The 15,272-nt window shown below is 32.7% G+C and carries 12 protein-coding genes and 1 pseudogene; 8 read left to right on the top strand and 5 right to left on the bottom strand.

Annotation, left to right across the window (positions count from 1 at the left end; all coding sequences use genetic code 11):
• The first annotated feature begins 209 nt into the window (after nt 1-209).
• From AB8B52_RS09345 to AB8B52_RS09315, 7 genes and pseudogenes are all read left to right on the top strand, one after another.
• A pseudogene (locus AB8B52_RS09345) lies at nt 210-809 on the top strand (DUF6642 family protein).
• Nucleotides 810-1,197: 388 nt separating this feature from the next.
• Nucleotides 1,198-3,732 (top strand): hypothetical protein, encoded by a 2,535-nt coding sequence (locus AB8B52_RS09340; protein WP_406027413.1) that lies wholly within the window; start codon nt 1,198-1,200, stop codon nt 3,730-3,732.
• Nucleotides 3,719-4,654: a hypothetical protein gene (locus AB8B52_RS09335; RefSeq protein ID WP_406027412.1), complete on the top strand. Its 936-nt coding sequence runs from the start codon at nt 3,719-3,721 to the stop codon at nt 4,652-4,654. Before AB8B52_RS09340 ends, AB8B52_RS09335 begins: the two co-directional genes overlap by 14 nt.
• 49 nt (nt 4,655-4,703) lie before the next feature.
• On the top strand, nt 4,704-5,399 hold the full coding sequence (locus tag AB8B52_RS09330) for a hypothetical protein (protein WP_406027410.1): 696 nt from the start codon (nt 4,704-4,706) through the stop codon (nt 5,397-5,399).
• Between the two features lie 170 nt (nt 5,400-5,569).
• On the top strand, nt 5,570-6,364 hold the full coding sequence (locus tag AB8B52_RS09325; protein ID WP_406027409.1) for a hypothetical protein: 795 nt from the start codon (nt 5,570-5,572) through the stop codon (nt 6,362-6,364).
• Between the two features lie 443 nt (nt 6,365-6,807).
• Complete coding sequence (locus tag AB8B52_RS09320) at nt 6,808-7,500, top strand: carbonic anhydrase family protein (RefSeq protein WP_406027408.1); 693 nt, start codon at nt 6,808-6,810, stop codon at nt 7,498-7,500.
• 42 nt (nt 7,501-7,542) lie between these two features.
• The gene (locus AB8B52_RS09315) at nt 7,543-9,198 is read left to right on the top strand and encodes a SulP family inorganic anion transporter (protein ID WP_406027407.1); all 1,656 of its coding nucleotides are present in this window, start codon (nt 7,543-7,545) and stop codon (nt 9,196-9,198) included.
• A gap of 82 nt (nt 9,199-9,280) precedes the next feature.
• Here the strand turns inward: AB8B52_RS09315 and AB8B52_RS09310 are convergent, their stop codons facing one another.
• Nucleotides 9,281-9,748, bottom strand: coding sequence for a GNAT family N-acetyltransferase (locus AB8B52_RS09310; RefSeq protein WP_406027405.1), 468 nt, complete (start codon nt 9,746-9,748; stop codon nt 9,281-9,283).
• Nucleotides 9,738-10,757 (bottom strand): formimidoylglutamase, encoded by a 1,020-nt coding sequence (locus AB8B52_RS09305; RefSeq protein ID WP_406027403.1) that lies wholly within the window; start codon nt 10,755-10,757, stop codon nt 9,738-9,740. The genes AB8B52_RS09310 and AB8B52_RS09305 overlap by 11 nt, the downstream gene beginning before the upstream one ends.
• 112 nt (nt 10,758-10,869) lie before the next feature.
• Here AB8B52_RS09305 and AB8B52_RS09300 point away from each other — a divergent pair, with 112 nt between their 5' ends.
• On the top strand, nt 10,870-11,757 hold the full coding sequence (locus AB8B52_RS09300; protein WP_406027401.1) for a chromosome partitioning protein ParA: 888 nt from the start codon (nt 10,870-10,872) through the stop codon (nt 11,755-11,757).
• A gap of 211 nt (nt 11,758-11,968) precedes the next feature.
• On the opposite strand, the gene hutI is transcribed toward AB8B52_RS09300, so the two are convergent.
• The 3 genes from hutI to AB8B52_RS09285 form a co-directional block, all read right to left on the bottom strand.
• Nucleotides 11,969-13,207, bottom strand: a complete 1,239-nt coding sequence (hutI, locus tag AB8B52_RS09295; RefSeq protein WP_406027399.1) for an imidazolonepropionase — start codon at nt 13,205-13,207, stop codon at nt 11,969-11,971.
• Nucleotides 13,208-13,301: 94 nt separating this feature from the next.
• Nucleotides 13,302-13,844: a hypothetical protein gene (locus AB8B52_RS09290; protein WP_406027397.1), complete on the bottom strand. Its 543-nt coding sequence runs from the start codon at nt 13,842-13,844 to the stop codon at nt 13,302-13,304.
• A gap of 9 nt (nt 13,845-13,853) precedes the next feature.
• Nucleotides 13,854-15,248, bottom strand: a complete 1,395-nt coding sequence (locus AB8B52_RS09285; protein ID WP_406027395.1) for a T9SS type A sorting domain-containing protein — start codon at nt 15,246-15,248, stop codon at nt 13,854-13,856.
• Between the last annotated feature and the right edge of the window lie 24 nt (nt 15,249-15,272).

The raw sequence follows: 15,272 nt of genomic DNA, 5'->3' as shown, positions 1-15,272 counted from the left end.
CGCTAATGACCATTCCTAAAGTGGAAGATAACACCGACCAAATTGAAGCCTTACAGCGTAAAATTGATTCGTTGAAGGCAACCAATAAGTAATAATAGGTTGAGATAGTATAGACATAAGTACACACGTTAAAGTTTTTTTAGTTGTAGTAGGTTTCCTTAATTTTGCAGGAAACTGAGCCTCTTATAAACAACCCGATCAATTTTAAGGTGTTAGAAAAACAACGACCATTACCACAAACGCAACTCGCAGATACAGATAAATTTATTTACTGTTTAGAAGGTGTTCATGATGTAGAAACAGCCCAAGTTACCGAGACCCAAAAACATCTAGAAGACTTGGCTTTGCAATATGGCGTAACCAGTATTTATAATACTTGCGACACTATTGAAGGCTTAGACACCTGTTTAAGTACCTTGGTCATGGACGACCATTACTTTACAGACTACGAAATCATTTACCTAGTACTCACAGGCGAAGCCAACAGCATTTGTTTAAATGATTACTACTACAGTTTACAAGAAATTGCCGAACTGTTCGAAGGCTAACTCACCGATAAAATTTTACATTTCTCCAATGCCAAAGTGCTAGATTTAGACCAAGAAGAAGCACAGTATTTTTTAGACATCACAGGTGCAAAAGCCATTTCTGGCTATGGCTATGCCTTTAATGGTATCAGCAGCATCAATTTAGATAAAGCCTTCTTTAACCTCTTTAAAGAAGATGAAAACATACGCGATGTGGTAGAAGCCTTGCACCAACGCCATTATAAGGTCTGTAAAGTGTTGGATTTTCGGTTGTATTATTAGTAGAGTAATGACAGCACGTATTTAAGTAATGATGAATAGCTGCTTTAATGACCATTTTAATAGTTGAAGACAATACCGACGTGACTAATACTTTAAGGTGTCAGATTGACTCTTTGAAGGTTATTGGTGAAAAATAAAAGTTGACCTGTTATTTAATATGACCTTTTGGTTAAAAGCCAGTGTTAACTGATTGGTTTATTTATTCTAAAATGTTTTTTTACTCAAATAATTACATTGAGGTATGAAATACATATACTTTTTCTAAAACAATTAAAATTTATGAATAAATGTGTTTGGAATAGTTCTATATTAAATGTTAATAATATCTAATAAAATGGTTGTTTTAATATAATATAAAACGCTAAAAGTCAGTACTTTTATTTTCTATTTGAATATTAAAAACAAACACGAAAAATTGCTTAATCACAGGATCTACGATTTTAAATTACTATGGGAGTTTAAACATAAAATAGAAGGCTTAAAACTTAAGTTTAACATTTTTAAGTTTAAAGCTAGGAAGAAGTATCTGTTTGAAAGGGAGAAACTATCAGTTCAAAAGATTTATTTATTTGAAATATCGAAAAATATATTAATAGCTGTTTTAGTTGTTCTTTTATTATATCTTGTAGAGTATTATTCACAATTAATTTACTCAAATCATATAGAGAATTCCTCTAGTTGGATTAAGACTGTAACAGATATTATACCTAAACCCAGTTATCCTGAAGGCAGAGATTCTGTTAATAGTTTTATATCATTATTGGCAAGTATTTCAGGTGTCCTTTTAGCTTTGTTTTATCCAATTTTGGCTACAATTGCTAGTTCTGGATATGCAAAAGTAAATTCTAGCATTAGGAATTTATTATTCCTAGAACCCATTACTCAAAACTATTTAAGAAAATTAGCTTTTTTAACAGCATATTCTGTTTGTGTTTTATTATTTGCAACTTTCGGATATTACCCTGGAAATCTCATTCTTATTTTTTTATCGATTTTAAGTCTTATTAGTTTATTTAATCTATTAAAAATTGGAGCTGGAGTTTATAGTCTTTTTGAACCAGAAACTTTAGCTAGAATCGCAAACAAACAAATTGTTGATAACATCAACAATGTAACAATACAAAGTGCTTATTGGAACAATGCAAATTTTCAAGTTTTTTTTAGAAGGCAAGTTGAAAAAGATATAGAAATTTTAAGATTGCTAAACACAATTAGTATAGAAGGAGTTCCAATTAATAGAACATCCTTTCTGAATACTGTTAATCAAACACTAGGTCTCTTAGAGTATTATTTAAATAAAAAAAGAAGTATACCATTAAAGAGCAGCTGGTTTAAAAACAAAAGAACACATCAATCATATTTTGCAACAGATATGACCGGTAGGGAATTAGTAGTAAGTACAAGAACTTATATAATGCCAAAAGAAGTTTCAAACAACTTTTGGTTAGAAGAGCAAATTTTTAAAATATATAGTGAAATAGGAAAAAAAGTAGTTCTATTAGAAGATCAAGAAATACGCTATGAATACCTTTCTAATTCTGTTAGATCACTGCAATATTTTGGATATTCCTTAGAATTTGATTTAGCAAATCGATTACTTTCTGAAAATTTGAATATCACGACAAATTCATTAATTCATAATGAAAAAAATACCTACTCTAATTCTAAGACAAATTTAATTTTAATTGAAGCAATGATTTCTTCTTGTGTAAGAGACTTTCAAATTAGTTTTTTTCAGTCCATTGAATCCTTAGATAGAAACAATTTCAATGCAGAAATAGAAAAAATAAATTGGAATAAAAAATCTTCTTTGTACAAGCTGAAATTGCCATATGTGTTAAATACATTTTTTGAAGATTATTTTAAATTTATTAATAATGAGAAATTAGTTGAGGGTAAACAAATTACACCATTGTGGTACGTGATTCAACATATTTCAGCTGAGTATTTATTGTTAGTAGAAAGAAAATTTCAAAAAATCATAGAACAAATTGAGATTTTTGTAATTCCCTTAGTTGAAACCTGTAAAGAAAATAAAAACCATCTAGCTGTATCTTTTGCTTGCCATTGTGCATTAGAGCTTGTTGATAAGATAAAGTTTAGGATACCACGTATAAATCAAGTTATTGAAGGGTTTCAATCAAATAATATGCATATTGGTTCACATAAATGGACAAAAATTGATACTGAAAAGGCTTATACAAAGCTTAATAAATTGAATGATAAATTTGTTTTTGATATTGCTGATAGTATGCATAAAATTTGTGATTTGAAGTGGAATGATGATAATCCTGATATTTTTGCTCACTCATTTACCATAATTTCAAATGAGATAAATGAATGTTATATAAATAATGATTTAGAGAAGTTCAAAAAAATATATCCAAATTTTCTAGATAGCTCATTAGCATCTTTTTTTAGTTTATATAGAAGATATAAGGATAGATACTATCATCACTTAGAAATTATATATCAAGTACATATTGAATTAATTCAGATTTCGGGCTTGGGCTATATCTACACTGAACTATTAGAAACCCCTTTTTGGGAGGAAATTGTTAGGTCTTGGGATGAATTAAATTTAAGTAAAAATCAAATAGAACTAATTATGGCTTCTTATGATTTTTATAAAAATGATAAACATGGAACAGGCATTAATTTTACAGATAATTTTAATAGAGGAAGAAAGTTAATGGACTTAATTAGAAGAAAAAATATAAATATTAATGATTATAAAGATACAATCGTTAGAAGATATGTATCTGAAAGAATTATGGATAAAGATTATGAAGATATCTTCTTAGAGTTTTACTTGTTTACATTCATAGACGCAAAGGATAGTGTAAAGAGTATCAATCAAGGTCGTAGGTCTGTTTTCTTTGATATTAACAGAATAATAAAGAAGAAGTATGGGGAAAATTAAAGAAGGACAGCTATCTCTAGATTATGAGTCTCCTAGAAGTGATTTTCTATTGAAGTTTAACTCATCTATGTTTATACAGGATTTATCCATTTCAAAATATTCTATCAAGGACGAGTATTTATCCATTTCACTGGAATCAAAAAAGGAAGAAGAAATATCTGAGTTTTTAGCAAATAAAGTGACAACATTTCAATACAGAAATCAATATTGGATGAATAGTTCTAATCTTGAAGATGAAATATTACAATTAATAGAAACAATTTCAAATCAATTAACAAATAAAGGGCATTGTGTTTTTGAAAAAGTATATGATGAAGGAAAATTGAGTAGATTAAAAATTGTAACTGGTGAAGTTGAGGTTAAAATGAATAATGTAGTCCAGATTATTCCTGATGAAATTGCCTTAAAAAATGAATCTAAGAGTAGAATTTCAATCCCTAAAGAGAAATGTTTTATTATTGACTTCCCAAAAAGCATTTGTTCAAGAAAAGAGTATCTAAATATTTTGAAAAAAATGCATGAAATAGATTCAAAAAACCCTATTCATTCAATATTGAATCCAACAAGTTTAAATAAGGCAAATGGTTATGATATGATGAAACATAGAGATAAACTAGATATAATTTTAAAAAGGTCAACAAAAAATATATCATGGCATCATAGAGAACAATTTTCATCGAAAGAGAAATTTTCATCTTATTATTCTACATTAAGAAGTTTAAAATTTAGAAGGACAAAAATTATACTATTGAATCATATTTTTGATTTTATTAAGTTAATTATTGAAAATGTTTTTGATGAAACAAGTTTGAAAATATCATACAGTAAAACATTAGATGAAATTGACAATATCATTCTGGATTATGAAAAAGGCAAATTTACAAGAGAGCAAAATTTAAAAATCATAAAAGAATTCATGTGATTTATTATAACATGATAAAATTTTAAAAAGCCATTTATATATTTTACAAATGAGTTCAGAAGAAATACATGACAAAAGAGAATTAGGTAAAATAGGTCTATCAACCTATTTGGATGAAATAACATTAGCTCATCTTGATTCAATCACAGATAATTTATGTAAAGAACTAGAGGCAAATTTAGATAATTCATATAAAGAAATTTATCAATCTCATTTAAATAATGAACATTATAATTTTGAAGACACATACTACAAAGAAGAACAATTACTTGCTATTCAAGAGATTAAAATAATTCATCTATACAGAAATTTTGAAGTAATTATTAAAAAGCTATTACGTGCTGCGTATAATATTGATATTTCGAAAATGTATAGATGGAATAATGTTGAAGTCTTTTTAAGTGAGAAAAAAATAGATTATAAGAACATCCCTTATTATGAAGAAGTCAATAATTTAAGATTAGTAAATAACCATTTAAAGCATTGGGTAGATGGAGAAAAGTCCAAAATAGATCATATTAGTGAGCTAAATGGAAATGAAATACGACAAATAGATTTATTGAATTTTTATAATAATACAAAAGATAAACCCTTAATATGGTTTTTTAACCTCAGAGACAAAATCTATGATAATTTGTATGTCTTTGATGCCGATAGAATAAATAATATTTCAGAATATTTTGCTTTGAGGATGGATAAAGATACTGCTGACAAGTTTATCAAAAAGCTGTTAGAAAAATATTAACGATAGAGTTTGTTTTTATTCGACTTGACCTCATAAAATATTGCTTGATACAATAGGTTGGTAATTACATCTCATATTTTTATAACAACACCCAAAATGCTAAATACAAACCCAACACCCAAAATAAAACTTTTTTTACTATTTTGTAGTACTAACCAAAGTACCACCAAATGCCAAAACAAAAGGGCATCATAAAACTAAAAGGCACATTAAACGGCATGTGCTATTACCAGCTCAATGGCAAAGATGTTGTGCGCAAAGCCGTTGGGCCATCAAGAGAACGCATTAACACAGATCCTGCGTTTGCCAATGTAAAATCTAATAATCAAGAATTTGCAGCCGCATCAAAACTATCAAAAGCCATAAGGCAAGGGTTGGGTGCCAATGCCAAACAATTTAAAGACACTTATATGGCAAGCCGCTTAACAGGTGCCTGCCGTAAAATCATCCAAAAGGGGAGTGGCAACTTAGGGCAAAGAGACGCAAATGTCCATAACCATCCAGAAGCATTGGTCGGTTTTCAACTCAATAAAGCCATACCATTAACGCAATTATATACCGCAAAACCAGTAGTTAGTGCTAATAACCAACGCACAACAATTACCGTAAACATAGCCAAGAGCGCAGCACACCATCTCAAACAAAAACCAACAAAAGCCACACATGTGCAAATGACGGTAGCCTTAAGCACCGTATCAAGTTATCAATGGCAACCAGAAGAAAATAACTATAAGGCCACACACCCAGAGCAAAACGGTTTAGGCAGCACCAAACAAACACCACCATTAGCCTGCGCAACAGAACACAGCAACCTAAACCTACAACTACAAACACCAATCACCGAGAATAGTGAGGAAAACATAGCCATAACCGTATGGCTAGGCATCACCTATCTACAAGAACAAAACCACCAATATCTACCCATCCAAACACCACAAGCCATGCAATGCATCGCTGTAGTTTAATCTAAGCTTAAACTAGAGGTAAACACATCTAATATATTATAAATGAGCAAATTTTGGTCTGGTCGAGCACACGCATGTCACCGAAGCAATAGCATAATTACAGCAAAGACCTTAATACTATCCATAATTTCAATAAGTTAATAGTATAATATTTAAGCCTATCGATTACCATAGTACTAAACAACCAACAGCCAACAGCCAAAAGCCAAAAGCCAACAGCCAAAAGCCAACAACCAACAGCCAAAAGCCAACAACCACCCAAACGTTCACCCGTATCAACCTCGGGTCAACTCCGTATCTAAGCCATGTCAAACTCGGGTCAACATCATTGCATAACAATAGTTTATAAATACCATAGACACTACTTATAGCATTTGTTTTGAGATTAAGAAACCTAAGGTTATTTTTACCAGTACAGTATAAACCTTAAAAATTAACGATATATGAGGCAAAATTCCAAACTAACCTTCTGTTCAGAAACAGGACAAGAAACAGAAATTAAACCTTTAGTAGAAAAAGTATTAACTGCAGAAGAGCAGGCAAAATTAACACCAGATAGTGTCATTCAAAGTCTTAAAGAAGGCAATCACCGTTTTGTAAATAACGATTTAACGGCTAGAGATCATACGGCACAAATTAGAAAAGCAACAAACGGACAATACCCAAAAGCCGTTATCTTATCGTGTTTAGATAGTCGTATTCCTGTAGAGGATGTTTTTGATAAAGGTATTGGTGATTTATTTGTAGGTCGTGTGGCAGGTAACTTTGTAAACGAAGATATGTTAGGGAGTATGGAATTTGGCTGTAAAGTGGCTGGTTCTAAATTAATATTAGTTCTTGGTCATGAGCATTGTGGTGCTGTAAAAGCCGCTGTTGATAATGTAAAACTAGGAAACATCACAGCGATGCTTTCTAAAATAAGACCAGTAGTAGAAAAATTAAGTGCAGATTACGATGGTGATAAAACCTCTGCAAACGAAGAGTTTGTGCACATGGTTTGTGAGCATAACGTGATGAAAATCATTAACGACATTAGAGAAAACAGTCCTATCCTTAAAGAAATGGAAGATAATGGCGAAATAAAAATTGTAGGTGGAGTCTATGATATGGACACAGGACAAGTAGATTTCTTGTAGTATCCAGACTTTTACAATGTAGTTTAACGTTATTTCTTAATTATGATTTCAAAATTTTACGATGTAAAACACCTCAAAGGTGATCTTACAGGTGGCTTAGTGGCAGGTGTTGTAGCCTTGCCACTAGCATTGGCCTTTGGTGTACAATCTGGTTTAGGAGCTATTGCAGGTTTATACGGCGCAATAGCCGTTGGTGTTTTTGCCGCCATTTTTGGTGGTACGGCCACACAAGCCAGTGGTCCTACAGGTCCAATGACTGTAGTTTCTGCGGCTTTAGTAGCTGCGGCAATCGATATTGCTGGCAGTTTAGAAAGCGCCATGGGCATTATTGTACTCACGTTTCTGTTAGGTGGTTTACTTCAAATCGTATTTGGACTCATTAATATTGCGAGTTACGTTAAGTACTTCCCATATCCTGTAGTGTCTGGATTTATGAGTGGTGTCGGACTCATCATTGTTATACTTCAGTTATTTCCATTCTTCGGATTAACATCGGCGAAGTCCACATGGTTGGTCATGCAAGATTTACCACGCCTATTCACAGACTTAAATTGGCAAGCTTTGGCTTTAGGTCTTTTAACAGTGGCTATTTATTACCTATTTCCATTGATAACAAAAGTGATTCCAAGTGCCTTAGTCGCTTTAATAGTAGCGTCTATTGCAGGTTATTTTTTAGCTTGGGATGTACCAATTATTGGTGAAATACCTTCGGGTTTACCATCATTACAAGTCGATGGTTTATTCTCTATTGATGCAAGTGCCTATGCGCTCATTGCCGAATATGCCTTAGTTTTGGCAGTACTTGGGTCAATTGATTCGTTATTAACCTCTGTTATTGCAGATAATATGACCAAAACCAAACACAATAGTAACAGAGAATTAATCGGTCAAGGTATTGGTAATGCTATTGCTGCCATCTTTGGTGGTATTCCTGGTGCAGGAGCTACAAAAGGAACTGTAGTGAATATCAATTCTGGTGGACGCACTCGTGTATCAGGAACCATTCATGGTTTAGTACTGCTTGGTGTGCTTCTCGGTTTAGGCAAACTGGCTGGTTATATACCCTTGTCTGTTTTAGCAGGATTACTAATTCCTATTGCCTTCAAAATTGTAGATACCAAAGGGTTGAAACATTTATTAGCAGTGCCAAGAGCAGATGCCATTGTTTTAATTATTGTGCTGTTAATGACCACATTCGGTAGTTTAATACAAGCCGTAGCTGTAGGCTTATTATTAGCATCTTTATTATTTATGAAACGCGCCAGTGACATTGGTGAAGAAGGTATGAAAGTAGGAACTTTAGCTGGATTTGATGGTGAAAAACCATGGCAAGATGAATTAGAATTCTACGAGAATTATAAAGACAAAGTGTACATTAAGCATTTATATGGGCCTTTATTCTTCGGATTTACATCGCATTTTCAAAATGAAATGAAGAATGTACCTGAAGGTGTAAAAGCCTTAGTCATTCGTATGGATCGTGTACCATACATCGATCAGTCTGGATTGTATGCGCTTGAAAATGCCGTATTAGATCTACACACAAGAGGCATCAAAGTCATTTTAACAGCCGTACAAGAACAACCGAAAGACAAACTAATCTCTATTGATATCGTTCCAGACCTAATTCCTGAAGAACATTTGTTCGCAACAATCAATGATGGTTTTGAATATTTAGAATCGCATTATAATTTGTAAACGCATACTTTAGAAATGTTTCAAACCTCATAAGTGCATTAGATTTATGAGGTTTTTTGTTTAAGCAAGATAAGTTTGTAATTTATTCTAAAGGAAGAAGCATCTTTATATCTGCACGCTCATAAGGATTATCTCGTTCTAGCTTTAATTCTTCAAAACCGTATTTTCTATAGAGATAGATGGCATTTTCTAATTTGGTATTAGAGTAGAGTAGTAGCCCTTTTATATTTTGGCTTTTAGCAAAGTCAATACAATGCTGTAATAACTGTTGCCCAATATTTTGACCACGTTCTTTGGGTAAAACAGCCATTTTGGTCAGTTCTAAAACACCTGTTTCTTCAGTTGGCATTAATGCCACAGTGCCAACCACTTTATGGTCTTTCATGGCAAAGAAGATAAAACCACCTTTATTAATGATGTAGGTTTCGGGTTGACTTAAAACGGCTTCATCATAGGCTTCAACATAAAAGAATGTTTGAAGCCATTCAATATTTAAATCGTAAAAACTCTGCTTGTGTGTTGCATCAAAATCAATAATACTAATGGCCATGTGCTCTAATAAAATCAGTAATTAAATAAGTGATTAACTTTCCAACTTGAGTTGCTGTGGTGTCTGTTGGCGCAGCTTCACAAATATGCAAATAAGTAGCATGCTTGTGTTTTGCAAAATGATGTACAAATTGTCTTGCGTTTTTAACACTAAACCCACTTGGTGTCATGGCACTGCTTGGTATGTTTTTAATAGCATCGCAATCTACTTCTATGCCATATGGTCTAAGCGATACATGGTCTAAAGCATTTTTTAATTCCGACTTAAAATCGAGATCATTTCTAACTTCTAAAGCTTCATAGGTATTGTATTTGAGAGATTTTACTTTTTTCATCTTCTTTAATAAGCCATCAGACGTATAATTCTGGTGCAATCCAAAAATGAAATAATTCTTTAAAAAGCCTTCCGCATAAGCATAACTAAAACCATTACCACTATGTCTGCCTTCTTCGGCTCTAAAATCGGAATGTGCATCGAAATTCACCACATTAATCCGTTTGTTTTTAGCTAAGGCAGAACCTTTAATATTACCGTAAGCATTGTTATGACCTCCACCTATAATGATCGGAATTTTTCCTGCATTCACAATAGAGGCTACCACATTAGTAACATCTTTATCAATGGTTTCTACAAATTTTCGGGTTTTAGAAATTGTTTTCTTTTTAGAAAAATCTAAGGACATTAAGGTTTCTTGTTGTTCAGAATACTCTAAATGGCCTAAAATCAAAACACGTTTTGCTCTTGTAAAGCTGTTACTTTGTATATTTAACAAAACTTTTAGAGCGGCTTTCCAAGCGTTACAAGTGCCTGTATTTCCGAAGTTTGCGGAAACTCCTATATCTTCTTTTATACCAAAGACGACATAGTCAACATCTAAATTAACAATGTCATCGTATATGTTATTGAGATTAGGAATTAACTGAATATGTTCACCAAATTTTGTTTCACCTTTACGTTTCTTTAAAAGCTGTTGTTTTTCTTTTTCTGTAAATAACCGAAGATGTTGCATTTTTTGATAACTAATTAAAATAATAGATTAAAAGTACAGTTTTATTTAATTACTTTGATCTCTTAAAGGGATAAATAAACACAACAATTAACACTAATTAAAACAAATATTTATGGAAGGTTCACAAAAATCAAACACAGGATTAAAAGTAGGTTTAGCCATATTAGTCGTATTATTTTTAAGTACAGCTTTTTACACTTCAAAATTATATATTGAGAAGAAAGAGAGCGAAAACTTATTAATGAGCGAAAAGCAGCAAGTGATGAATGATCTTAACAATTTAGCTAAAGATTATGATGAAGCTATTGCAGAAAGTGAAGTACAGAATGACGAAATTATTGCAGCAAGAGCGCGTATTCAAGGCTTAATGGATTCGTTGAAAATATCTCAAAATAGTGTCGGTAGTTTATGGAGATACAAAAAGAAGTATTTAGCATTACAAGAAGAAATGGATATTTTATTAACTGAAAATGACCGTTTAAAAGTTGAAAATGAATATTTAGCGTCATCGTTAGATAGTACCAACGTGCAGTTAGCAGAGCGTACCATGTTTACGGATTCACTTTTAGTACAGAACACGCAATTAGCTGGTGTTGTTAAAGATGCCGCAGCCTTACAAACCGTTGGTTTATTAGGAATGGGAGTGATAGAGCGTAGTAGTGGAAAACAGATTCCTACAGAACGTGCAAGACGAAGCGATAAAATTAAAGTGTGTTTTACAGTCGCAAAAAACACGTTAACAGAGTCAGGTGATAAAGAATTGTATGTTCAGGTCATAGATCCATTAAACAATGTGTTGGGTTCTAACGACCAAGTTCAATTTGAAGATCAGGTATTAAACTACAGTTTAATTAGCCGTTTTAATTACGAAAACAGAAACTTAAATATTTGTGAATACATAGATGAATTGGAAGAGTCTAAATTTGAAAAAGGACGTTACCGAGTGAATGTCTTTAGTGATAAGGCATTGATTTCTTCATCAGAATTCACATTAAGATAACAGGTAGTATGTAATTGATTGATAGCCAAAATCCAGAAGTTCGCTTCTGGATTTTTTTTGTTATTAGTTGATATTTACTTAACTCTAACCATTTTTAATACAGTATAACTTGATAATTTAATTTTCTTAAACTTCCAACTTCCAACTTCCAACTTCCAACTTCCAACTTCCAACTTCCAACTTCCAACTTCCAACTTCCAACTTCAATAACTTATCCCAAAATCTGACCATTAATAATCACTTGCTCCACAGGATGATGCGCAAAAGCATAAGGGATTTCGCTGTAATGGTTCATCGGCTTTGTAATAATAAGATTTGCCTTTTTTCCTCTGGTAATACTCCCATACATATTACTTATTCCCATAGCATAGGCTCCGTTGATGGTAGCAGCATTGATGGCTTCTTCTGGAGTCATTTTTAGTTTTACACAAGCGGCACTGACTATAAAATTCATATTGCCACTAGGTGATGAACCAGGATTGTAATCCGTAGCAATGGCTAAAGGTAAACCTGCATCAATAAGTTGTCTAGCAGGAGTATAAGGAATACTTAAAAAATAAGAACAGCCAGGCAATGCCACAGGTATGGTATCACTTCCTTTTAAAGCGTTAACATCGCTATCGTTTAATTCTTCTAAGTGATCTACAGAAAGTGCGTTATGTTTTACACCAAGCGCAATGCCTCCAAGAACATTAAATTGATTGACATGAATTTTGGGTTGTAAGTTGTGTGTTTTACCCGCTTTTAAAATGGCTTCTGTATCTTCAATATTAAAATAGCCGTCTTCACAAAACACATCAATGTAATTGGTGATGTTGAGTGCTGCTGCCTTAGGAATTAATTCGTCAGTGATATAGGTAATATAGTCTTGCTTTTTAGACCTGAATGCTTCGGGAATCGCATGAGCAGCCAATAAAGTGGGAATAATTTTAGCCAAACTTTCCTGCTTCAAACGTTTTATAACACGAAGCATTTTTAATTCGGCTTCAACAGTTAATCCATAGCCCGTTTTTATTTCTACAGCACCAGTTCCCATGGCAATCAATTCATTTAAACGCTTTAAGGACTGTTGGTATAAATCTTCTTCGGATGTGTTTTGAAGTACTTTAGCAGAGTTTAGAATTCCACCGCCTTTGTTGGCGATTTCAGCATAGCTCAAACCATTAATCCGATCAACAAATTCGGACGTTCTATCTCCAGCATAAACGACATGCGTGTGCGAGTCGCACCAAGATGGTAGTACAATTTTACCTTCGGCATTAATAATTGTTTCAGCATCAAAACCTTCGCAATCTGCCATATTACCATATTCTATAATGGTATCATTTTCTATATAGAGATAAGCATTTTCTAATGTAGGTAGCGTTTTCATAGCACGTCCTTTAACAATGGTAATATTGGTTTCGTGTACTTGAAGCAACTGCTTAATATTGGTTATGAGTATAGACATCGTGGTTGGTGTTTTTGTAAAGATTACTAATTTTTTGAATAAAAAAAAATGCTTTCAAAATTTGAAAGCATTTTTAGGTGTATTTTTTTACGGTTTAAAACAATTTATAACCAAATCGTAAACCTAGAGTTGGCGATACAGCACCTTCGTTAAAATCGAAATCAGATAAGTAACCAAAACCTAAATGGAAATCGAAAATGAACCGCTTGCCAAGAGGTCTTTGAATTCCCCAATGCAGTTCTGTGAGTAAGGTATGGTTTAACTCGAATGTTTTATCACTACCAAAGCTATACTTGGTTTGAAGTCCTACATAGTTCCCAGAATTATTGAGTGCACTTCTGTTTTTTTTAAACCGTTTGTTACGATTGTATAAAAATTTTAATTCGGACGTAAAATAGGGAGCAGGTTCGGCAAGAATTAGTGTATAATTAGCACCACTAAGTACATATGATCCCATACCAATGCCTATACTATTTTCCCAAACAAAACTATTAGAGATTGGTAACTCATTGGTAAGTTCTAAACCGTGTAATCCTAAATTAACACGTGTAAACTGCTCAAGAGGCATTGGTGTGTCATTTTGACTAAAACCAATGAAACTCAACCAAAGAAGACCGATTAACAGGTAATTTTTCATTGAAATCTTCTAATTTTTAAGTAATTTCATAGTGATTGAATCATTAATTTTTAGAAGGTAAATGCCACTGACAAGGTTAGAAATATCAACACGATCTGAAACATTTACAGATTTAGTTAGCATTTGCTTTCCTAAAATATCATAGATTTCAATATCAATTGAATCGTTAAAACCTGTAAAGTAAATATGATTATTTGCAGGATTTGGATGTATTGAAATTTGACTTAATTCATTATCAGATAAGCTAAGTACAATCTTTTGGTTTTCAAAATAATTCAAATCATCTTGATTGTAAGCACAACTCGCAATATCTAAATCACCATCTGCATCAAAGTCAGTAATGGCATAAACAAAGGTCTGGCTTTGTGTAGCGTCAATAACCACTTCAGGATCAAAATCTCCACCACCATTATTTTTAAACCAAACTAAATCGTTACCAGATCCACTAGTCCCACTACTTAAAACAATATCATTTAAACCATCGTTATCTAAATCTCTAAATTGCGCAACAGACGGGTTGTTTATAGATGTTGTAAATACGGTTTCAGTAAAACCTGCACCATTATCTTCGTACCAATATAAATTTCCAGTTGGTCCGCCTCCAAAAGAGACTTCGGTTGCCAAAATATCTAAATTTGAATCTCCATCTAAATCTTCAAAGCTTGCATTAAACAAACCTACTTTTCCGGTTGCTACAGATGTTGGATCTTTTGTAAAAGCTACAGTACCACCTTGAATTAAATTATTTCTAAAAATTTCAAGAACATCACCACCATAAACAGCTGTTGCTACTAAAGCATCTAAATCACCATCACCATCTATATCGCTTAAATTTACAACGCCTGGTGCGCTTAAACTATCATCAATCTTTACAGTTTCTAAAGTAAACGTTCCTGTACCATCATTTGAAAACCAAACGACTTCATTACCGTCGTAAGCAGTTACAGCAATATCAATAAATGTATCGTTGTTAATATCACCTAAGGCAACTCCTGAAGCTCCTAATATGGTGCTTGATATGATATTCTCTGTTGTAAAATTTCCTAGCCCATCGTTAGGAAACCATGCTAAATGATCACTACCATAAGCGGTAGCCAAGATGTCTAAAAAACCATCAGCATTTAAATCTACTAACTTTAAACCACCAATACCAGTTAAGGTATTTGCAATTAAAGGTTGAATTGTAAACGTACCATCACCATTGTTTTTGTACCATTCCATGGTATTGCCTAAATACGTGCCAATTAGTAGGTCTGGTAAAGCATCACCATCAATTAAGTCGGCTGCAATGGTGTAAGGTGCATCTCCTGTACTTGTATTAATACCAACTTTTGGTAAAAATGTGGTCTGGGCAAATGCAAAACAGCTCAATAGCGTAAATGCGAAAAGTAGTTTTTGTTTCATAGGTATGCTTTTAAATTTGAATTA

It is taken from the genome of Winogradskyella sp., assembly GCF_045105575.1.
In the GTDB taxonomy this organism is placed as follows: domain Bacteria; phylum Bacteroidota; class Bacteroidia; order Flavobacteriales; family Flavobacteriaceae; genus Winogradskyella.
This window is presented reverse-complemented; position numbering and strand designations above follow the sequence as displayed.